Origin of the sequence: Actinomycetospora sp. NBRC 106375 (assembly GCF_030269665.1) — a bacterium.
GTDB lineage: Bacteria > Actinomycetota > Actinomycetes > Mycobacteriales > Pseudonocardiaceae > Actinomycetospora.
Genome location: NZ_BSTS01000005.1, coordinates 10,457 through 31,504, shown reverse-complemented (window position 1 = coordinate 31,504; position 21,048 = coordinate 10,457). Strand labels below are relative to the sequence as shown.

Here is a 21,048-nt window from a genome sequence, read left to right as displayed (position 1 = left end):
GGGCCGAACGAGTGAACTCCGGGAGGGCGGGTAACGCGGGCCCCCCGGAGGTCGACACATCCGGCGAGCCCCGTGGCGCTGCCGGACCCCCGACCTGGCAGGGCCACGGGGCGTTCCACGTTCCGGGGCCGTTCTCCTGCTCCGGTCCCGGTGCGGCCGCGTGAGCCCCCCGTGAACGCCCGGGCGCCCTGCGCACCGGACGAAACCGCGCGCCCCGTACGATCCCGGCGTGTCGGATCCCAGGCTGGAGATCCAGATGCTCCACGACCGTGTGATGGTCGCCCCCACGCAGGGCGAGGGCGAGCGGCGCAGCAGTGGGGGCATCGTGATCCCCGCGACCGCCCAGCCCGCCAAGCGGCTCGTGTGGGGCGAGGTCTTCGGCACCGGCCAGCACGTCCGCAGCGTCGCGGTCGGGGACCGGGTGCTCTACGGCCAGGACGACCACTTCGAGGTCGACGTGTCCGGCCGCACCTTCGTCGTGCTGCGCGAGCGTGACCTGCACGCGGTCGCGAGCGCGACGTCCGAGTCGACGAGAAGTTCGAGCGGGACGGGGTTGTACCTGTGAGCTCACCCGGGGGACGCACGCCCGAGGACACGACCGTCGACGCCGGCCACGCCGGTGACGACCCGACCGGGTACGGGACGCTCGACGAGCCCACCCGGGCCATGGCCGGAGAGCCCGCGACGGAGATCGCACCCGGGGTCACGCCGGATCCCGACGCCGAGGTCACCGACCCGGACCGCACCGCCCAGCTGCCCCCGGTCGCCGAGCGGGATCCCCGGACGTTCGGCGCCTCCGGCTTCGGTCCGTCGTCCTGGGGATCCGACGGCTCCGATCACCCGGAGCACCCCGGGCACGGCGCCCACGAGGCCGAGCCGTCGGGAGGTCGCCGTCGCCCGCTGCTGATCGGCGCGGCCGTCGTCGGCCTGCTCGCCGTCCTCTACGTCGGCGACCTCCTGCTCTCCTCCACCGACGTCCCGCGCGGCGTGACCGTCGCGGGGGTCGAGATCGGGGGCATGAGCCAGCCGGAGGCGGAGGCGGCGCTGCGCGGCCAGCTGGCCGGCCGCACCGCCGGACCGGTGACGCTGCAGGCCGGCGAGAGCACGGCGACCCTGGACCCGGCCACCGCCGGGCTCGAGCTGGACGTCGAAGGCACGATCGCCCGGGCCGGCGAGCAGCCCTTCAACCCGTGGACGCGCCTGACCTCGCTCTTCGCCACCCGGGACGTCGCCCCCGTGACGCGGGTGAACGGCTTCGCCCTCGGTCAGGCACTCGACGCCGCCCGCCCGCAGCTCGACCGCCCCACCACCGAGGGCAACATCCGCTTCGACGGTGTCGAACCGGTCGCCGTGCCCGCGGTGCCGGGCCAGGTGGTCGACGGGAACGCCGCCGGCCAGACCGTCGTCGACCACTGGCTCGACCCCGCGCCGGTCGGCCTGCCGATCACGGCGACACCGGTCAGCGTCACGCCCGAGGGGATCCAGACCGCCATCGACCGGGTCGCCCGCCCCGCCGTGGCCGGCCCGATCACGGTCGTCGGCGACGCGAAGAACGCGACGGTCACCACGCGCGCGATCACGACGTTCCTGCGCTTCGTCCCCGACGGGCGGGGCGGCCTGACCGCCACGATCGACGAGCCGGCGGCGATCGCCGCGGTCCAGCCCCAGCTCGCCACCACCGAGACCGAACCGCGGGACGCGACCCTGGCGTTCGCGGGCACGCAGGCGAACGTCGTCCCCGCCGTCGTCGGCCGCGCGGTCGACTGGCCGCGGACGTTCTCCGGCATGGTCGAGGCGCTGGGCCGGCCCGCCGACCAGCCCGCGCCCCCGGTGTTCACCCCGCCGCCCGCGGCGCCCGGGGTGGAGCCCGCGCAGCCCCCGGCCCAGAGCGGGCGCGCGCTCAACGCGGTCTACACGACCACCCAGCCGCGGGTGACCACCGAGTCGCTGCAGGCCCTCGGGCCTGCCGAGCTGCTGGGGGAGTTCACCACCCGCGGGTTCAAGCCCGACTCGGGGCAGAACATCCGGCGGGTCGCCGAGATCGTCAACGGCGCCGTGATCGCCCCGAACACGACGTTCAGCCTCAACGGGTTCACCGGACCCCGGAACGCCGCCAACGGCTTCGTCGACGCGGGGATCATCGACGACGGCGCGCCCGGTCGCGGCATGGCCGGCGGCACGTCGCAGTTCGCGACGACGCTCTACAACGCGAGCTACTTCGCCGGGCTCCGCAACGTGGAGCACAAGGAGCACAGCTACTGGATCAGCCGCTACCCGGCGGGGCGCGAGGCCACGGTCTTCGAGGGCTCCATCGACCTGCGGCAGGCCAACGACGGGCCCACCCCGATCTACATCCGCACCCAGTGGACCCCGAGCTCGATCACGGTGCAGCTCTACGGCATCAAGCGGTACGACGTGACCTCCGAGCCCGGGCCGCGCACGAACGTCACCCCGCCCTCGGTGCGCGACCTCGGCGGCAACCCGACGTGCAGCCCGTCGCAGGGCTCCGAGGGCTTCACGATCACCGACACGCGGGTCCTGCGTGACGTGCGTACCGGCGAGGTCCGCCGGGAACCACGCACCGTGCGCTACGAACCCCAGCCCACGGTCACCTGCAACGGTCCGTGAGCAGCTCCGCCGCCCGGGAACCCTCACGATCCCCCTCCTCGCCGGGTGACGCCCTCGGCGAGGCGGTCGAGGGCGCCCGCACCCAGCTCAGCGGCGTCGGACGGCAGGACGGCGAGGGCGAGGCGCCGCACCGGGCGATCGAGGTCCTCGGTCGCGTCGGGCTCGCCGGCTACGGCCTGGTCCACCTGCTCATCGGCGCGATCGCGGTGCAGATCGCGGTCCGCGGCGGCGGGCAGGCCGACCAGCAGGGCGCCCTGTCCACCCTGGCCGCGGAGCCCTTCGGGTTCGCCCTCATCGTCGTGATCGTGATCGGGCTGGTGGCCTTCGGCATCTGGCAGATCGCCGCCGCCGCGACCGGCTTCCGCTGGGCCTCCGGGTGGGACCGACTCCAGCGGCGCATCGCGGCCGGGGCCACCGCGGCCGGCGTGCTGTTCCTGGCCCTCATCGGCGTGCAGCTCCTGGCCACCGGGTCGTCCGGATCGAGCAGCAGCGGATCGCAGCAGACGACGGCCGGCCTGCTCGCGCTCCCGGGCGGCCGGCTGATCGTCGGCGTCGTCGCCCTCGTCGTGCTGGTCGTCGCCGGGTCGACCGCGTGGACCGGCATCCGGGGCTCGTTCGGCGAGGACCTCGCCTGGTCGCGCCTGCCGGACCGCCTGCGTGGACCGGTCCACTGGCTGGGGATCGCCGGCCACGTGCTGCGCGCCGTGGCGTTCGCGGTGATGGCGGTGCTGTTCGGCGTGGCCGCCGTGCGCTCCGACCCGGGGCAGGCCGGCGGGCTCGACGCCGCGCTCAAGACCCTAGCCGGCCAGCCGTTCGGCCCGTGGCTGCTGGTCCTGGTCGCGCTCGGCTTCGTGGCCTACGGGCTCTACTGCGGCGCCGAGGCCTGGGCCCGCCGGATCTAGCAGCGTTCCCGCAGCGCCATCGCGTCGTAGGGCGCGTGGACCTTGATGTCGTTGTCGAAGTAGACGACGACGTCCCGCCCCTCGGGCGCGGCCGGCGGCGGGTCGTCCGGGGCGACGGTGTCCTCCGACGTCGGCGCCTCCCCGGCCGCCCACGCCCGCAGCCGCGCGGACCAGGCGTCCAGCGAGGCCGGCGTGTAGCCGCTGGCGTAGAGCTCGGTGTCGCCGTGCAGCCGGACGTAGACGAGGTCGGCGGTGACGTCGTCGAGGCGCGGGAAGGTGCCGGCGGTGTCCGCGACGACGAGGGCGACCCCGTGGCGGCGCAGCTGGGCGACGAACGCCGGGTCGCGGTAGCTCGCGTGCCGCACCTCCATCGCGTGGCGCAGCGGGCGGTCGGCGTCGCTCCCCGGATCGAGCTCGGTGCAGGGCTCCTTGACCTTGTCGCTGTGCCCGGCGGCCATCGCCGCGGCCTCGCCGGGGGTGCGCGGGAGCAGGCGGAGGAACCACTCGATCCGCTCGGCGTCGTACCCCAGGTTCGGAGGGAGCTGCCAGAGCACGGGGCCGAGCTTGGCGCCGAGCGCGAGCGGGCCGGAGGCGAAGAAGTTGGCCAGGCCCTCCTCGACACCGCGCAGCTTCTTCAGGTGCGTGACGAAGCGCCCGCCCTTGACGGCGAAGACGAAGTCGTCCGGGGTGCGCTCGGCCCACGTGCGGTAGCTCGAGGCCCGCTGCAGCGAGTAGAAGGAGCCGTTGATCTCGACGGTGTCGAGGCGTTCGGCGAGGTAGGTCAGCTCACGGCGCTGCACGAGACCCTCGGGGTAGAACACCCCGCGCCACGGCGGGTAGATCCACCCCGAGGTCCCGATGCGCACCGTCATGTGAGCGGATTTCCCGGTCCTGACCGGGAAATCCACTCACAGGGGACGTCAGAACGCCGCGACGTCCAGCTCCATGATCGAGTTCTCGGCGGCCTCGACGATCGCCTTGCGGCTGGTGAGCTCCGGCAGCACCGAGCGGGCGAAGAACCGCGCGACGGCGATCTTGCCCTCGTAGAACTGCTGGTCCCGACCGGCGGTGCCGGCGTCGAGCGCCGCGCCCGCGATCTCGGCCTGCTTGAGCAGCAGCCAGCCGATGAGCATGTCGCCGACGCTCATGAGGAAGCGCACGGCGTGCTGGCCGACCTTGTAGAGGTTGGTGACCTCCTGCTGCGACGAGGTCAGGTACCCGACCATCGCGCCGAGCATCGCCTGGACGTCGGCGAGCGCGGTGGCGAGCAGCGCGCGCTCCTCCTTGAGCCGCCCGTTGCCGCCCTCGGCGTCGAGGAACGCCTGGACCTGGCCGGCGACGTGCATCAGCGCCTGGCCGTTGTCGCGGACGATCTTGCGGAAGAAGAAGTCCTGCGCCTGGATCGCCGTGGTGCCCTCGTAGAGCGAGTCGATCTTCGCGTCGCGGATGTACTGCTCGATGGGGTAGTCCTGCAGGTACCCCGAGCCGCCCAGCGTCTGCAGCGACTGGATCAGCTGCTCGGTGGCCCGCTCGGACCCGACGCCCTTGACGATCGGCAGCAGCAGGTCGTTGACCTTCTCCGCCAGCGCGATCTCGTCGGCCGAGACGGCGCCGCTGCCCAGATTCCCTCCTTGGCCGGTCTCGGGTGCCTCACCGAACCGGATGAGGTCCTGGTAGGTCGAGGTGAACGCGTACACCGCCCGCAGACCCTCGGCGTACGCCTTCTGCGTCATCAGGCTGCGGCGCACGTCGGGGTGGTTGGTGATCGGGACGCGCGGGGCCGTCTTGTCGGTCTGCCGCGTGAGGTCGGCGCCCTGGATGCGCTCCTTGGCGTAGTCGAGCGCGTTGAGGTAGCCGGTCGAGAGCGTGCCGATGGCCTTGGTGCCGACCATCATCCGGGCGTACTCGATGACCTGGAACATCTGCGCGATGCCGTCGTGCACGTCGCCGAGCAGCCAGCCGATCGCGGGCGTGCCGTTGCCGCCGAAGGTCACCTCGCAGGTGGCCGAGGCGTTGAGGCCCATCTTGTGCTCGACGTTCGTGACGAAGGCGCCGTTGCGCTCGCCCGGCTCGCCGGTGGTGTCGTCGAAGTGGAACTTCGGGACGAGGAAGAGCGAGAGGCCCTTGGTGCCCGGCTTCGCGCCCTCGGGGCGGGCGAGCACCAGGTGCATGATGTTCTCGTTGAGGTCGTCGGCGTCGCCCGAGGTGATGAAGCGCTTGACGCCCTCGATCGACCAGGTGCCGTCGCCGTTGTCGCGGGCCTTGGTGCGCCCGGCGCCGACGTCGGAGCCCGCGTCGGGCTCGGTCAGCACCATCGTCGCGCCCCAGGCGCGGTCGACCATCAGCTGCGCCCAGCGCTTCTGCTGCTGGGTGCCGTTGCGGTAGACCACCGAGGCGAAGTTCGGGCCCGCCATGTACATGAACACCGGGGCGTTGGCACCGAGGATCATCTCGCCGGCCGACCACTGCACCGAGGGCGGCACGCCCATGCCGCCGATCGCGTTGTCGGCCGACAAGCGCCACCACTCGCCGTCCCACATCGCGCGGAAGGACTTCTTGATGCCCTCGTCGAGGTGGGCGGTGTGCGTCGCGGGGTCGAAGCGCACGGGGTTGCGGTCGCCGGAGACGTAGGAGTCGGCCAGCGGCCCCTCCGCCATCGACGCGACCTCGCCCAGCAGGGCGCGCGCGGTCTCCTCGTCGGCGTCCGCGAAGGGGCCGGACCCGAAGCGGTCCTGCACGCGGAAGACCTCGAAGAGGTTGAACTCGATGTCGCGGACGTTCGCCCGGTAGTGGCCCATGCCGCCTCGCTCCTGTTCCCCACGGCGCGCGGCCGATGATTTCTACCGGCCGGTAACCACACACTATTACTGCGGGGTAACCCTGTCGAGATCGGCCTGCCGGCGTTCCCCCGTGCGAGACTCCCTGGTCGTCCAGGGGACAGGGGGAGCGGGTGGCGACCGACGTTCGGCAGGCGGGCCGCTGGGCCGACGCGCGGACGTGGCTCGCCGGCGTCGACCCCGGTCTGACGCGCCTGCGCCTGGCCGCGATCGCGGTGGCCGCGATGGTGCTCGCGGTCGTGGTCGTCGCCGCGGTCCGGGCGCTCCTCGCCCCGTCCGAACCGGTGACCGTGCTGCTCTTCGCCGGCGTGCTCGCGATGATCTCGAACCTGGCGGTCAACGAGGACGACCTGCGCCGCCGCCGGGTGACCACCGCGCTCATGGTGCTGCCCGCCGCCGCGAGCACCGTCCTCGGCGCCGTCCTCTCGCCCTACCGGATCCCGGCCGCCGCCGTGTTCGTGCTCGTGATGGTGGTCGCGGTCTGGGTGCGCCGGTACGGCCCCCGCGGGTTCGCGCTCGGCATGGCCGGCTTCATGCCCTACTTCTTCACGCAGTTCCTCAAGATCGCGCCCGCGCAGCTGCCCTGGCTGCTCGTCGCCGTCGTGGTCGGCATCTCCTCGACGCTGCTGCTGCGCGGGGTCGTCTTCGCCGAACGACCGGCCCGCACCCTGCGCCGCACGGTCACCGCCTTCCGGGCGCGGGCGCACGCCCTGGTCGACGCCACCGACGACGTGCTCGCCGGCATCGCGTCCGGCGCGCTGGACGAGCGCGACCTCGAGGCGCTGCGGCGCACCCGCGCCCGCCTCCAGGAGGTCGCGCTGCTCGTCGAGGACACCCTCGAACAGACGACGGCCGGGCGCGTCTGGCCGGGCCTGGACGACGACACGCTGGCCCTGCGGGTCGCCGACGCGGAGCTCGCCCTCGAACGGCTCTCGGTGGTCGCGCGGCGTCTCGCGCTGCCGCAGCGGGACGATCCCGCCGAGCCCGTGGACCCGATCGTGATCGCCGCGCTGCGCACGGGGCTACGCCACCTGCTGACGGCCCTGGAGTCCGGCCAGGGGCACACCGCGATCCTCGAGGCGGCGGCGGACGCGCGCGCCGCGGTCGCGGGCCTCGTCGCCGACACCCGGCCCGGCCACGAGCGCGTGCAGCGCACGGCGTTCGCGGTGCGCCGCGTCGCCGACGCGATCCACCACGCCCAGGTCGACGCCCCGTCGCGCCGGCCCGACGGTGGCGCGCCCGGCTCCCCGGCGCGGGCCACCGGTGTCGCGGCGCCGCTGTGTCCGCCGGCGACGGCGTCCCCGACGGGTGCGGCGGGGGGCGGGCCGGTGCCGGACGCGATCACCACCCCCGATCCCGACGAGCGGCCGGGGCCGTCCTCGCAGCGCCCCGAGCCCGACGACGTGCGCCCGGCCGACGCGCCGGCGCCGTCGCCCGGAGGGCTCGCGCTGAGCACGCGCCAGGCCGTGCAGGTCGGGGTGGCCGCGACGCTGGCGATCGTGGTCGGCGAGCTGATCGCCCCGTCGCGCTGGTACTGGGCGGTCATCACCGCCTTCGTCGTGTTCGCCGGCACGAACAGCCGCGGCGACCTGCTGTCCCGCGGGTGGGGACGCGTCCTCGGGACCGTCGGCGGCGTGCTCGCGGGCATGGGGCTCGCCGCGCTGGTGGGCGGCAGCACCGTGCTGTCACTGGTCTTGCTGTTCTCCTGTGTGTTCCTCGCGCTCTACCTGGTGCGGGTCTCGCCGTCGATGCTGGCCTTCTGGATCACCGCGGTGCTCGCGCTGGTCTACGGGCTGATCGGCCAGTTCAGCGTCCAGGTGCTGATCCTGCGGATCGAGGAGACGGTGATCGGCGCCGCGGCGGCCGTCGTCGCGGCGTTCCTCGTGCTGCCCCGCGGGACGCGCGCCGCCTTCGGTGACGCGGTGAGCGACGTCGTCGACGCGATGGACCGGGTCCTGCAGGAGGCGACCGACCGGCTCGTGGGACGGCAGCCCGCGACGGCACCGCGCGAGGGCGTGCGGGCCATGGACGACGCCCTGGCCACCCTGCGCCTGCGGGCCCAGACCCTGGCCGCGCCGTTCGCCCGCCGGCGCGCACGGTCGAGCTACCAGCGCGGCCTGCGGATCCTCGTGGTGTGCGACGTCTACGCGCGCTCGCTGGCCCGCACCGCCGACCAGGTCACCGACCGGACGTGGGCACCGACGCTCGACCCCGCGGCCGCCCGGGTGCGCGCCAACCTCGACGGGCTGCGCGATGTCCTCGTGCGCGGGCGGCGCGCGTCCGACGGCGGCCAGGTCCGCGCGCGCTCGGCGGAGCAGCTCGTGGACGCCGCCGAGGAGCACGCCGCGCGCATCGCCGACGACCCGCACCGGCGGGCCACGATGCTCACCGCGGCCCGGCTGCTGCGGCGCATCGACCAGGCCGTGGTCGGCCTCGCGATCGACCTGGGCGCGGCCGAGGACCCGGAGGGCGACACCGACGGGGACGGTCAGTCCCCGAGCACCGCCGCGAGCGGCGGGGTGGTGAACACCCGGTCCGGGTCGTAGTCGTCGCGGACCCGGCAGAAGTCCGGGTAGCGGGGGTAGGCCGCGACGGTGTCCTCGACCGTCCAGTCCGACCGCGACGCCCAGTGCGGGCGGCCGCCGTGGGCCCGCAGGACGCGCCAGGCCCGCTCGAGCACCGGGCCATGGTCGGTGTGCCGCGGCACCCGCACCGCCACCCACGCCGTCGCGCGGTCGTGGGCGGGGTGCAGCCAGCCGGACTCGGGCGCCCCGACGCGCAGCCGCACCGGGAGCCCGACCTCGAGGTGGTCGTCGGCGAGGGCGGCGAGCAGCTCGCGGGCCGCGGCGGCCAGGCCGGCGCGGGGCAGGGCCCACTCGGTCTGCTCGTAGCGCACGGCCGGGGGGCTGGAGAGCACGCGGTGCATCGGCCCGCTGGCGGACACGGTGCGGGCCAGGCGCGAGACCGCGCGGTTGAACCGGGGGACGAGGCGGGGCAGGGCGCGCTCGACGACGACCGCGCCGCCGAGGGCCGTGCGACCCGTCGCCCCCGCGACCGTGACCCCGAGGCTGCGCTCGCCGGCCTCCTCCTCGCCGTCGTCCTCGTCGTCGGCGGCGTCCGTCAGCGGGTCCGCCCAGCGCGTCAGCGCCGTGCTCGCGGACGGGAAGACGGCCGCCTCGACGACGGGGTGCGCGCTCCAGAAGTCACTGCGCAGCACCTCCTCGACGGGGCGGGGCTCGCGGGTGACGCGGACGCGGCCGGCGGGCACCACGGCCAGCTCCGCCTCGAGCACCACGCCCAGGGCGCCCAGCGAGGTGCGGGCGGCGTCGAGGTCGGCCGCGGCGACGTCGCGCAGGCGCCCGCGCCCGTCGACGAGACGCAGCCGGGCCACGGCCGCGGACAGCGACCCCCGTGACGGCCCGCTGCCGTGCATCCCGACGGCCAGCGCGCCGCCGACGGTCGGGGCGGCGAGCTCGAGGGGCGCGTCGAGGGCCAGCCCCCGCGTCGCGAGCTCGTCGTGGAGCTCGCCGAGGGTGGTGCCGGCCCGGACGCGGACGGTCGGCCGGGCGGGATCCCCGCCGCTCGCGGTGACCCCGCGGAACGCGGACAGGTCGACGTGCACGCCGTCGGTCACGGTGAGGGCGCTGAACGAGTGGCCGGCGCCCACGGGGCGCACCGTCTGGCCCCGCTCGGCGGCCCGGCGCACCACAGCGGACACGCCGCTGTCGTCGAGCGGCCGCACCGTCGCGGTGAGCCGGCACTGCTGGCCGCCGGACCAGTTCGTCCACACGGGCGCCACCCTAGGGGCTCACGGGATCAGCCGAACCGTCGAGACAGACGGGGACCGCCCACGGTCGGGAGACGGGGCGGAGCTCTGCCCCCGAGCCCGCGGGCGGACCCACGGTGCTCAGGACGCGATCGAGCCGATCGCGACGTCGACGCCGTCGACGACGTTCTTCCGGACCTTGTCCCCGGCGTCCCGGAGCTTGTCGCCCGCGTCGTCGGAGTGTCCGGTGAGCTCGTTCGTGCGCTCCGCGAGCTTGCGGGCGGCACGGCGGCCGCGCCAGCCGAGCGAGGGCTTCCCCTCGGTGTCGACCGCGGCGAGGATGAGGCCGCCGAGCAGGCCGAGGTTCTTCAGGAACTGCTGCTGCTCGGCCGTCTTCTCCGCCGGGTCCGCCTTCTCCCAGAAGGGGTGGCCGGCGACGGTCGTCGGCACGAGCGTCGCGGCGAGCGCCAGCGAGGACAGCCGCGGGAACTTGCCGATCGCGAGCAGCGTCCCGGCCCCGATCTTGACCCCGGCGTCGATGCGGACGAGCTGGCCGGGCTCGGACGGGACCTGGTCCGGCAGCTGGGGCCCGACCTTCTCGAGCAGCGGGGTCGCCTTCTGGACCCGCGGCTCGGGGTTGAGCAGGGTGTCGACCCCGCCCTTGATGAACATGGCGGCCAGCATGGGCCGGGCGAGACGACGGACGAGCACGGAAGCGACCTCCACGGACGACGGCGGCGACGGCTGGAGCGGCACCGACCGGACTCGGCCCGGTCGGCGGGCCCGCGCGGGTGCCGCAGCATAGCCCCGCCCGATCCGCGCCCCGGTCGCTCCCGCCGGAGTGCCGGGCCGCCCGCGGACGGACGGCCCGGCGGTTCCGTACCCGATGAGCGCGTCAACGACGCAGCGCGTGCCGTCCGGTGCGGACCTCCTCGCGACGCCAGGTGTGCCGGCCGCCCTCGCGGTCTGCCTCCCGACCGTCGCCGAGGGGACGGCGCCGGCGCTCGGCCCGGCGCCGCAGCTCGTCCTCGGGCGACTCCGCCGTGTCCCGCGCCCCGGTGCCCAGGCCGGCCGAGCTCGACCCGTCCAGCGCGGGCGGCGGGACGGTCGGGACCGCGTCGAGACCACCGCGCCGGGAGGCCGCGGTGGGGTCCTGCACGGGCAGCGGGCCCGAGCCCGGGTGCGGCTCGGGGACGTGGACGCGGGGCGCGGGGCGCGACCGGTCCTCGGTCAGCTCGTGGAAGATCGGCGTCGGGTCGTCGCCCAGGGCCGCGATGGCGCGGTCGCCCGCTCCGGGACGGGCGCCACGGGCCGGTCGCTGACGCCGGACGACGCCGGTGCCCCGGGTCCCCGCGGACCCCGCAGCGCGCCGCAGCGCGTCCGTGCCGGCACCGGGCCGCTCGAGGACCGAGGGCTCGTCCCACACCCACGTGCCGTACGCGTCCAGCCGCCAGCCACCGGCTCCGCCGGACGCTGCACCGGACCCCAGGTCATCACGCCACACCCACACGATCCTCGACCTCCCCAACTGCTGATCTCTCTGCTCGCCCGCGTGCTCACCGCCGAACGGCCGAACCGCTGCGAGCGTCTGGCCCCCACAACGGCAGCGATCTGAGGCGACTTGGGGCCCGAATCGCGGCGACACGGCCTTTCGCGCGCGACACGCCGAGGGATCCCCCGGCCGGGTGTCACCCCCTGGGGGCGCGGCGCGTTTGCGGGGACCGCCGCCACGCGATCGGGTCGGCCGTCCCCAGTGGCCGCCACGGCGTCCGGCGCTGCGGTCCCGGCCCTCGGACGCCACGATCGTCGCGTGCGATGCGTGGTCACGGGAGCGACGGGTTACATCGGCGGGCGTCTCGCCCCGCGCCTGGCCGCGGAGGGCCACGAGGTCCGCTGCGTGGTGCGCACCCCCGAGAAGATGCGTGACGTCCCGTGGGCGCGCGAGGTCGAGATCGTGCAGGGCGACGTGCTCGACGAGGAGTCGATGCGGCGGGTCTGCGCGGGCGCCGACGTCCTCTACTACCTCGTGCACTCCCTGTCCGAGTCCGGTTTCGCCGCCGTCGACCGGCAGGCCGCGATGATCAGCGCCCAGGCCGCGCGGGAGGCCGGCGTCTCGCGCATCGTCTACCTCGGCGGCATGCACCCCGACGGCGTCGAGCTCTCCGAGCACCTCGCCTCCCGCGCCGAGGTCGGCGAGATTTTCCTGCGGTCGGGGGTGCCGACGGTCGTCCTGCAGGCCGCGGTGATCCTCGGGTCCGGGTCGGCGAGCTTCGAGATGCTGCGCTACCTGACCGAGCGGCTGCCGGTGATGCTCACGCCGTCCTGGGTGCACCACCGGGTCCAGCCGATCGCGATCCGCGACGTCCTGCACTACCTGGTGCGTGTCGTGAGCCTGCCGCCCGAGGTCAACCGCACCTTCGACATCGGCGGCCCCGACGTCCTGACCTATCTCCAGATGATGGAGGGTTTCGCGGAGGTCGCCGAGCTGCCGACGCGCACGATGCTGCCGGTACCGGTGCTGACCCCGCGGCTGTCCTCGCACTGGGTCAACCTGGTGACGCCCGTGCCGCGGTCCACCGCGGTGCCGCTGATCGACTCCCTGGTGCACGAGGTCATCGCCTCCGAGCACGACATCGACACCTTCGTCGCGCCCCCCGAGGAGGGCCTCACCGGCTTCCAGCGCGCCGTCGCGCTCGCCCTGTACCGCATCAGCAGCGGTCAGGTGGAGACGCGCTGGTCGGGCGCCAACGCGACGTACGCACCCTCCGACCCGTTGCCGTCGGACCCGGCGTGGGCCGGCGGGACGGTGTACACCGACGTGCGCGAACGCCGCTCGAGAGCCTCGGTGGAGAACGTCTGGCACGTGGTGACCGGGATCGGCGGCGAGCGCGGGTGGTACTCGTTCCCGCTCGGCTGGTGGGCGCGCGGCGTGCTCGACCGGCTCTTCGGCGGGGTGGGCCTGCGGCGCGGCCGCCGCGACGCGGACTCGCTCAAGGTGGGCGACGCGCTGGACTGGTGGCGGGTCGAGGAGTGCCTCGACGAGGGCCACCCGGGCACCGACGGCACGGAGATGGCCCCGGGCGAACGCCTCCTGCGGCTGCGCGCGGAGATGAAGGCGCCGGGGCTCGCCTGGCTCGAGCTGCGCGTCGCGCCGGCCGCGGGCGGCTCGACCTACCGGCAGCGGGCGATCTTCTTCCCGCACGGGCTCGCCGGCCACGCCTACTGGTGGGTCATCGCCCCGTTCCACGTGCTCGTGTTCGGCGGCATGGAGCGGCGGATCGTCGCCGCCGCCGAGCGCACCGAGCGCGGCGAGAGCCCGGAACCGCCGACGGGGCTCGTCGCCCGGCTCAAGGACCGCCGCGCCCGCCGCGACGCCGAGCGCGCCCGCCCGGCGGTGCGGCACACCGGCACCTGAGTGGCTCGCGGGGGGTGTCAGCGAAGTGCCGTCACGGACGCTGAGCGTCCGTGACGGGACTTCGATCACTGCGGCCCGACGGAGCTACGCGGCGGCGTCGAGGGTCGCGACGGTGTCGCGGTCGAGGTCGATCGCGGCCGCGCCGCAGTTCTCCTCGAGGTGCTCGAGCGAGCTGGTGCCCGGGATCGGCAGCATCACCGAGCTGCGCTGCAGCAGCCACGCCAGGGCGACCTGGGCGGGCGTCGCGCCGAGACGGTCGGCGGCGCGCGCGGCGGCGTTGCCGGGCTCCGCGAGCTTGCCCGCGTCGGCAGGCGCCCACGGGATGAACCCGATGCCGTGCTCGGTGCAGTGGCGCAGCACGTCGTCCGAGGAGCGGTCGACGAGGTTGTAGCGGTTCTGCACCGACGCGACGTCGACGATCTTCCCGGCCGCCTCGATCTCGGCGACGGAGACCTGGCTGAGCCCGACCTCGCGGACCTTGCCCTCGCGCTGGAGGTCGGCGAGCAGACCGAACTGCTCGTCGGCGGCGACGTGCGGGTCGATGCGGTGGAGCTGGAAGAGGTCGAGGGTCTCCACGCCGAGCCGGCGCAGGCTCATCTCGGCCTCCTGGCGCAGGTAGTCCGGGCGCCCGCAGGGGATCCACTTGTTCGGCCCGGTGCGCAGCAGGCCCGCCTTCGTCGCGACGGTGACGCCGCGGTACGGGTACAGAGCCTCGCGGACGAGCTCCTCGCTCACGTACGGGCCGTACGAATCGGCCGTGTCGACGAAGTCCACGCCCAGGTCCACCGCGCGCCGCAGCACCGCGAGCGCGTTGTCGGTGTCCTTGGGCGGACCCCAGATGCCCTCGCCGGTCAGGCGCATGGCGCCGTACCCGAGGCGGCGGACCTTCAGTTCCTCGCCCAGGCGGTATCCCCCGGAGGCGGCCACGACGCCGGCCCCGACCTCGTTGTCGTCGGTCATCTGCTCACCCGTTCCCGGCCGTGTCAGGTACAGCCGAAGGCACCAGCGTGGCATCCCTGGACCGCGCACGTCGGCGGGCGTGTCCCATCTCCCATCCGGCGGCGGAGGAATGCCGGGAAAGGGCTCACGATCGGGGCATCCAGCGCGCCGTCAGGGCCAGTCCCTCGGTGATGCCACGGGGGGCGAACCCGAGGGCGCGGGCGCCGTCGTCGCGCACCCGGTAGCCGCCGAGCCGGCCGTAGACCACCGACCGGTCCGCGAACGGCGGCGCATCGGGCGAGAGCTCGCTGCCCTCGGGGAGCGGGCGCACGCGGTGCCCGCTGCCGGCCAGGGCGCAGTAGGTGTCGAGCACGTCCGGGAACGACGTCACCGCCCCGCAGAGCACGTAGCGCCGGCCGGCCTCGCCGTCGGTGAAGGCGAGCAGGTGGCCCGCGGCGACGTCCTCGGCCAGCGTCCAGCCGACCCGCGTGTCGACGATGTCGCCGACCTCGCCCCGCGCGGCCGCGGCGAACAGCTGGTTGTAGCTCAGCGGCCCCCGCGGCGACGGGCCGTAGACGTTGACGACGGTCGCGACCACGGCGTCCAGCCCGCCCTCGGCCACCGCGCCGAGCACGACGGCCTCGGCCTCGGCCTTCGTCGTGGAGTAGGTGTCGGTGAGCGCCGTGCCGCCGGTCGCGTCCTCGTCGATGACGCAGCCCGGCCCGTCCGGGTCGGGGACGCAGATCGCCGCGCTCGTCGAGGTGTACACGAGGCGGCCCACCCCGGCCCGGCGCGCGGCTTCCACCACCCGCCGGGTGCCGCCGACGTTGAGCTCGTGGGCCTCGGGGCCGGGCGCCCCCACGGCCGCCGCGAGGTGGAAGACCCCCTCGCAACCGTCCATCGCGCGCGCCAGGCTCTCCTCGTCGGCGAGGTCCGCGGCGACCCGCTCCACCCCGTCGGGGAGGACGTCGGCGCGCGCCGGGTCGCGGACCACCGCCCGCACGGCGTGCCCCCGCTCGTGCACCAGGGCCACCACGGCCGACCCGACGAACCCCGTGGCACCGGTGACGAGGAGCATCGGCGCATCGTGGCAGAGATCGACGTCTCCGGGAGGCCCCGATGAGCGGTGACGCGACCACCCGCGTCGTCCTGACCACCACCGACTCCGCGGACGAGGCCGAGCGGCTGGCGTCGGTGCTCGTCGACGCCCGCCTCGCGGCGTGCGTGCAGATCGCCGGGCCCGTGCGCAGCGTGTTCCGCTGGGAGGGTGCGGTGTCGGTCGAGCCGGAGTGGCAGCTCTGGCTCAAGACCGACGCCGCGCGCGTCGACGACCTCCAGGCCCGTCTCGTCGCCGAGCACACCTACGACGTGCCCGAGGTCCTCGTGCTGCCGGTCGTCGGCGGGCACGGGCCGTACCTGGCGTGGGTGACGAACGAGACCGAGCGGGGCATCGCCGACGACCGTTAGCCTCGGCAACGATGTCGTCGTCGCAGGTGTCCGCCGAACCGGCGGCGCTGCGTCGCGGTGAGCCGGGCTTCCGCCCCGTCGCGATCGGGCTGTTCTTCGCGGGCTTCACGACGTTCGCGCTGCTCTACGCCACCCAGCCGCTGCTCCCGGCGCTGGTCGGCGCCTACGGCGTCTCCCCGGGCACGGCCTCCCTCTCGGTGTCGGTGACGACGGCGGCGCTCGCGATCGGTGTCATCCCGGCCAGCGCGCTGTCCGAGCGCTGGGGCCGCCGGCCGGTCATGGTCTGGTCGCTGACCGCGGCCGTCGTGTTCGGCGTCGCCGCGGCCGCCGCCCCGGGCTTCGGGCTGCTGCTCGTGCTGCGGGCGCTCGAGGGCCTCGCGCTCGCCGGGCTCCCCGCCGTCGGCATGGCCTATCTCGCCGACGAGATCCACGGCGACCACCTCGGCGCCGCCATGGGCCTCTACGTCGCCGGCAACTCCGTCGGCGGGTTCGGCGGGCGGCTGGTGACCAGCGCGCTCGCCGACCTCACCGGCTCGTGGCGTTGGGCGCTCGCCGGGATCGCGCTGGTGTCCGCGGCCTGCCTCGCCGCGTTCGCCACGGTGCTGCCCGCGTCCCGGCGCTTCCGCCCCACCCGTGTCGGGGTCCGAGCGCTGCTCGGCGAGGCGCGGTCCCACCTCGCGGACCCCGTGCTGCGCCGGCTCTACGCCGTCGGCCTGCTGGTCATGGGCGTGTTCGTCTGCGCCTACAACTACGTGACGTTCCTGCTGCTCGGCCCGCCGTTCCGGCTGCCCGCGCTCGTCGTCGGCTTCGTGTTCGTGCTCTACGCGGTCGGCACGGCCACCTCGACCCGCGCCGGCCGCCTCGCCGATCGCGTCGGCACCCGGCCGGTGGTGCTCGGCGCCGCCGGGATCGCCGCGGTGGGCGCCGTGGCGATGCTCGCGTCCTGGGTCGCCGTCGTCGTGGCCGGCCTCGCGCTGCTCACCGTCGGGTTCTTCGCCGCCCACACCGTGGCGAGCTCGTGGGTCGGCCGCCGCGCCGAGCACGGACGCGCCGTGGCCTCCGGGCTCTACCTCGCCGCGTACTACGTCGGCTCGTCGGTCGGCGGGACGCTCGGCGGTGTCGCCTTCGGCCTCGCCGGCTGGCCGGCGACCGTGGGGTTCATGGTCGTGCTGCTCGCCCTGGCCGCGGTGACGGCGTGGCCGCTGCGTCCGGCGGCACGTCCCGTCCGCGGCTGATGTCGACCCGGACCGGACCGGAGCGGAGCGGTCGGGCATCGGTCGTCTTCTCCGCGCGCGTTGTACGCTGTATTCTGTAATACATGGTCGACATCCCGGCGGCGGAGTGGCTCTTCCAACCCCGCCGCTCCTGCCGCGTCGCCCGGATCCTGCGCGCCGACGACCGGGACGCCGCGGTCCGCGCCGACGCCGTCGCGGAGTTCCTCGGGCTCCGGTGGCCGGTCGAGTACGCCGCACGACGGATCGGTCGCGTGGTCGTGCGCCACACCGTCGACGGCGAGCGCCTCGTGCACCTCGAGAGCGAGGTCGACGCGCTGCCGGAGCGCGTGCAGGCGCTGCAGCAGCGGTTCAGCGGCACGCCGACCGCGGTCGTCGCCGCCGCGGGCCCGGTGGTGGCGTGGGGCGTGCGCCGCCTGCGCGTGCTCGAGCGGGCCCAGGACACCGCCCGCACCCGGCGCCGGCGTCGCCGGGTCAGCGCCCGGCTGCGGGTCCAGCGAGCCGAGCGCGCCGCCGCGTGGGGACGGCTCCGTCACGAGGAGGTCGTCCTGCGCGCCCGTGCCGCCGGCGCCCGGGACGCCAAGCCGGCCGGCGAGGTCGTCGACGACGCCGTGGCGCCGCTGCGCGATCTGCTCACCCACCTCGACCGGTGCCCGTGAGGCACTAACCCCTCGCGATGTCGCTGAAGCGGCTGTAGTGCAGCTGGTGGGCCACCGTGATGGTCGCGGTCGGCCCGTTGCGGTGCTTGGCGAGGATCAGGTCCGCCTCGCCGGCGCGGGGGTCGTCGCGCTCGAAGGCGTCGGGGCGGCTGATGAGCATGACCATATCCGCGTCCTGCTCCAGCGACCCGGACTCACGGAGGTCGGAGAGCATCGGCTTCTTGTCGGTGCGCTGCTCGGGACCACGGTTGAGCTGGCTGATCGCCACCAGCGGCACCTCGAGCTCCTTGGCGAGCAGCTTGAGCTGACGGGAGAACTCCGAGACCTCCTGCTGGCGGGACTCGACCTTCTTGCCCGAGGTCATCAGCTGCATGTAGTCGAGGATGATCAGCTTGAGGTCGTGGCGCTGCTTGAGCCGCCGCGCCTTCGCCCGGATCTCCATGATCGTCATGTTGGGCGAGTCGTCGATGAACAGCGGCGCCTCGCTGATCTCGCTCATCCGCCGCGCCAGCCGCGTCCAGTCGTCGTCGGTCATCGTGCCGGAGCGCATGTCCGCCAGCCGGATCTTCGCCTCGGCCGAGAGCAGGCGCATGACGATCTCGGTGCGGCTCATCTCCAGCGAGAAGAACGCCGAGGTCAGACCGTGCTTCACGCTCGCGGAGCGGGCGAAGTCCATGCCGAGCGTCGAGTTGTGGGTCGGCACCATCGACCGGCCGGCGAGGTAGAGATGATCGGCGTTGTCGACCTCGACGCACCGCACCGGCACCGACGACACCGGGCGGACACCGACGACGTACCGGAGCCCCGTCCGTGTGTGGTCGGTGGCCCGCTGCCGCTCCTTGTGGGCGAGGCGCTTGCGCTCGAGCCGGAACACCTCGTCGACCGTGGAGAACGTCACGAGGTACGCCGTGCTCGAGCTCTCGCTACGGCCCTGCACCCGCTTGGTGGCCGTCGAGCACCGCAGCCCGAGGCTCGCGATGAGCTCCGCGACGTCGGCGGCGAGGCGGGCGTTGGTGACCGCGAACTGGACGACGCCGGTCGGCAGCACCGTGCCGTCGGTGTCGAGCAGCCCGGCCAACAGCGAGCGCCGCTGCGCCTCCGACCCGCGGAGGTACTCCTCGGGGATGTGCTTGTCGCCGAGCACACCGATGGTGCGGAGACGGGCCTGGACGGTGCCGTGGCGATCACGGCACGACTGGCAGCGCACGAGGCCGGTGGACCGTCGGCCGCAGTCAGGACACGTCGGTGCGGGGACGGGCGCGGAGAGGAATCGTGCGCGGCCGCCGCAGGACCGCCCGCAGGTGCGGACCTGTGAGGTCGCAGGCTGGAACATCGCGCCGCAGACGACGCACACGCGCTCGGGCAGCTCCGGGTCGGCGGGGAGGCGGAGGCCGTACCGCAGACGTCCGATCGACGGGGCCTCGAGGCCTTCCGCGGCGACGTGTGTGGCGATCTCCGGGTCGGCACTCGTGAAGGACGCCGATGCGGAGGTGCCGTCACCGAGCCAGACACCGAGGGCGTAGGGCGGGACGAGAAAGTCGCGCTCGGGCAGCTGGAGGGGCTCGGCGACACGCACCGAGTGGTTGATGCGGCGATCAGCTGCCGGGCAGCGGAGCGTCGCCGCGATCTCGCCGGTCGTCCGGATCTGCGCGGAGATGCGCGTGGAGCGTCGGGAGGCACGGGTGTCGGTGAGCCACTGGTGCTGTTCGTCCGCGACGATCACCGTGCCGTCGGAGAACTCGACCTCGAAGCACGGGCGACCGCGCATCACGTCCGTGGCCGCGACCACTCGCGTGGGGCGGCCGGCGGCATCGAGGAGCTCGTCGCCGATCGCGACATCGCCCATCGTCGTCCAGCCCCGCGGGGTGGCCAACGGGGTGTCGAGCGCGAGGGCCTTCCCGATGCCAGGCCTCGCGGCCACGATCACCATCTGGCCGGGGTGCAGACCGTTGGTGACGTCGTCGAGGTCGGTGAAGCCCGTGGGCACGCCGAAGGAGACGCCGCCGCGCGAGGCGATGGCGTCGATCTCGTCCATCGTCGGCTGGAGGACGTCCTCGAGGGCCACGTAGTCCTCGGTGACGCGCCGGTCGGTGACCTCGTAAACCGCGGCCTGGGCGCGGTCGACCACGTCGTCGGTGTCCGCCCCCTCGGCACCGTGGTAGCCGAGCTGGACGATGCGCGTGCCGGCCTCGACGAGGCGGCGCAGGATCGCCCGGTCGGCCACGATCTCGGCGTAGTAGCCGGCGTTGGCCGCCGTGGGCACCGCGGCGATGAGCGTGTGCAGGTAGGGCGCACCGCCGACGCGCAGGAGCTCGCCGCGGCGCTCGAGCTCGGCGGACACGGTGACCGGGTCGGCCGGCTCGCCGCGGCCGTAGAGGTCGAGCACGCACTCGTAGACCGTCTGGTGGGCCGGCCGGTAGAAGTCGTCGGGCTTGAGCATCTCGACGACGTCGGCGATCGCGTCCTTGCTCAGCAGGATCGCGCCGAGGACGGACTGCTCCGCGGGGAGGTCCTGGGGAGGCTGGCGGTCGAACTCCGCGGGCGTCGCACCAGGACGCTCCGGGCCTCGTCCGGACGTCCCCCGATCGTCCAGCACCGCCACGACTGCTCCCTCCGCTCGCCACCGCAGGATCGACGCCGTGCGGCGCCGTGCCCGTCGAACACCCGTTCTAGCAGCGCCCACCGACAGCCCGGCGGCGCCGGGTCGCGCGGTGCCCGGTGCCGACGCCGTCGATCGCGTCGAGGGCACGGTAGGGCCCGGAGATCGGCGGCTCCAGCGGCCCATGTTGATGCCCTGGGGACAGACCCGGGATCGATCCACCGAGCACACCCCTGTGATGGGCACACACCTGGGGACAACCTGTTGGTAACCGTCCCCCACACGGTGTCCCCGCAGCTCAAGGCCTTGTGCAGGGTGTGGACAACAAGTGGATGGACCGGTGCTCGGCGCGTCGTCGCGAGCGTGTCGCAGGCGTGTTCACCCACTGGCGCTGCGTGTCGAGCCGAGCGGGGTCCTCGGCTCGGCGGGCGGGCCCGGGCGCGGAGATCCGCACGAAGACCGGTCGGTGATCAGCCGGCGATCAGTCGGTGATCGACGTCCCGTTACGGACGCTCAGCGTCTGCATCCAGATGAGCACGCCGATAGGGGCACTTCGCTGACAACCCCGGTGACAGCCCCGGTGAGCACCCCGACTCCCGGACAC

General features: G+C 74.4%; 16 protein-coding genes. 8 read left to right on the top strand and 8 right to left on the bottom strand.

What is annotated here, in order from left to right; translation table 11 throughout:
• The first annotated feature begins 229 nt into the window (after positions 1–229).
• The 3 genes from QSK03_RS09740 to QSK03_RS09730 are packed head-to-tail and all read left to right on the top strand — an operon-like array spanning position 230 to position 3,530.
• Complete coding sequence (locus tag QSK03_RS09740; protein ID WP_285650996.1) at positions 230–565, top strand: GroES family chaperonin; 336 nt, start codon at positions 230–232, stop codon at positions 563–565.
• Positions 562–2,628, top strand: coding sequence for a VanW family protein (locus QSK03_RS09735; protein ID WP_285650993.1), 2,067 nt, complete (start codon positions 562–564; stop codon positions 2,626–2,628). The genes QSK03_RS09740 and QSK03_RS09735 overlap by 4 nt, the downstream gene beginning before the upstream one ends.
• Positions 2,625–3,530 carry a DUF1206 domain-containing protein gene (locus QSK03_RS09730; protein WP_285650991.1) on the top strand — a complete coding sequence of 302 codons (906 nt, stop codon included), beginning with the start codon at positions 2,625–2,627 and terminating at the stop codon, positions 3,528–3,530. Before QSK03_RS09735 ends, QSK03_RS09730 begins: the two co-directional genes overlap by 4 nt.
• On the opposite strand, the gene QSK03_RS09725 is transcribed toward QSK03_RS09730, so the two are convergent.
• Both QSK03_RS09725 and QSK03_RS09720 read right to left on the bottom strand, forming a co-directional pair.
• A complete protein-coding gene (locus QSK03_RS09725; RefSeq protein ID WP_285650989.1) occupies positions 3,527–4,402 on the bottom strand; it encodes a DUF72 domain-containing protein in 876 nt (291 codons plus the stop codon). The two genes, QSK03_RS09730 and QSK03_RS09725, sit on opposite strands and share 4 nt — an antisense overlap.
• 48 nt (positions 4,403–4,450) lie before the next feature.
• Entirely contained in the window at positions 4,451–6,328 is a 1,878-nt protein-coding gene (locus tag QSK03_RS09720) for an acyl-CoA dehydrogenase (protein WP_285650986.1), read from the bottom strand.
• A gap of 152 nt (positions 6,329–6,480) precedes the next feature.
• Here QSK03_RS09720 and QSK03_RS09715 point away from each other — a divergent pair, with 152 nt between their 5' ends.
• On the top strand, positions 6,481–8,913 hold the full coding sequence (locus QSK03_RS09715; RefSeq protein WP_285650983.1) for an FUSC family protein: 2,433 nt from the start codon (positions 6,481–6,483) through the stop codon (positions 8,911–8,913).
• Here the strand turns inward: QSK03_RS09715 and QSK03_RS09710 are convergent.
• The 3 genes from QSK03_RS09710 to QSK03_RS09700 all read right to left on the bottom strand — a co-directional run bounded on the left by QSK03_RS09710 (position 8,856) and on the right by QSK03_RS09700 (position 11,637).
• Complete coding sequence (locus tag QSK03_RS09710; protein WP_285650982.1) at positions 8,856–10,157, bottom strand: D-arabinono-1,4-lactone oxidase; 1,302 nt, start codon at positions 10,155–10,157, stop codon at positions 8,856–8,858. The genes QSK03_RS09715 and QSK03_RS09710 overlap by 58 nt on opposite strands.
• Before the next feature lie 117 nt (positions 10,158–10,274).
• Positions 10,275–10,844: a DoxX family protein gene (locus QSK03_RS09705; protein WP_285650980.1), complete on the bottom strand. Its 570-nt coding sequence runs from the start codon at positions 10,842–10,844 to the stop codon at positions 10,275–10,277.
• Between the two features lie 184 nt (positions 10,845–11,028).
• The gene (locus QSK03_RS09700) at positions 11,029–11,637 is read right to left on the bottom strand and encodes a hypothetical protein (RefSeq protein ID WP_285650978.1); all 609 of its coding nucleotides are present in this window, start codon (positions 11,635–11,637) and stop codon (positions 11,029–11,031) included.
• 306 nt (positions 11,638–11,943) lie between these two features.
• On the opposite strand from QSK03_RS09700, the gene QSK03_RS09695 reads away from it, so the two are divergent.
• On the top strand, positions 11,944–13,548 hold the full coding sequence (locus tag QSK03_RS09695) for an SDR family oxidoreductase (RefSeq protein ID WP_285650975.1): 1,605 nt from the start codon (positions 11,944–11,946) through the stop codon (positions 13,546–13,548).
• 84 nt (positions 13,549–13,632) lie between these two features.
• On the opposite strand, the gene QSK03_RS09690 is transcribed toward QSK03_RS09695, so the two are convergent.
• Both QSK03_RS09690 and QSK03_RS09685 read right to left on the bottom strand, forming a co-directional pair.
• Positions 13,633–14,508: an aldo/keto reductase gene (locus QSK03_RS09690; RefSeq protein ID WP_285650973.1), complete on the bottom strand. Its 876-nt coding sequence runs from the start codon at positions 14,506–14,508 to the stop codon at positions 13,633–13,635.
• A 124-nt stretch (positions 14,509–14,632) separates the two neighbouring features.
• Complete coding sequence (locus tag QSK03_RS09685) at positions 14,633–15,565, bottom strand: NAD-dependent epimerase/dehydratase family protein (RefSeq protein ID WP_285650971.1); 933 nt, start codon at positions 15,563–15,565, stop codon at positions 14,633–14,635.
• 41 nt (positions 15,566–15,606) lie between these two features.
• Between QSK03_RS09685 and cutA the strand changes: the two genes are divergently transcribed.
• The 3 genes from cutA to QSK03_RS09670 all read left to right on the top strand — a co-directional run bounded on the left by cutA (position 15,607) and on the right by QSK03_RS09670 (position 17,845).
• The gene (gene cutA / locus QSK03_RS09680; protein WP_285650968.1) at positions 15,607–15,954 is read left to right on the top strand and encodes a divalent-cation tolerance protein CutA; all 348 of its coding nucleotides are present in this window, start codon (positions 15,607–15,609) and stop codon (positions 15,952–15,954) included.
• An 11-nt stretch (positions 15,955–15,965) separates the two neighbouring features.
• The gene (locus QSK03_RS09675; protein WP_285650966.1) at positions 15,966–17,189 is read left to right on the top strand and encodes an MFS transporter; all 1,224 of its coding nucleotides are present in this window, start codon (positions 15,966–15,968) and stop codon (positions 17,187–17,189) included.
• A gap of 83 nt (positions 17,190–17,272) precedes the next feature.
• Entirely contained in the window at positions 17,273–17,845 is a 573-nt protein-coding gene (locus tag QSK03_RS09670; protein WP_285650963.1) for a hypothetical protein, read from the top strand.
• Between the two features lie 4 nt (positions 17,846–17,849).
• Here the strand turns inward: QSK03_RS09670 and dnaB are convergent, their stop codons facing one another.
• Positions 17,850–20,447 (bottom strand): replicative DNA helicase, encoded by a 2,598-nt coding sequence (dnaB, locus tag QSK03_RS09665; RefSeq protein WP_502872151.1) that lies wholly within the window; start codon positions 20,445–20,447, stop codon positions 17,850–17,852.
• Positions 20,448–21,048: the final 601 nt, after the last annotated feature.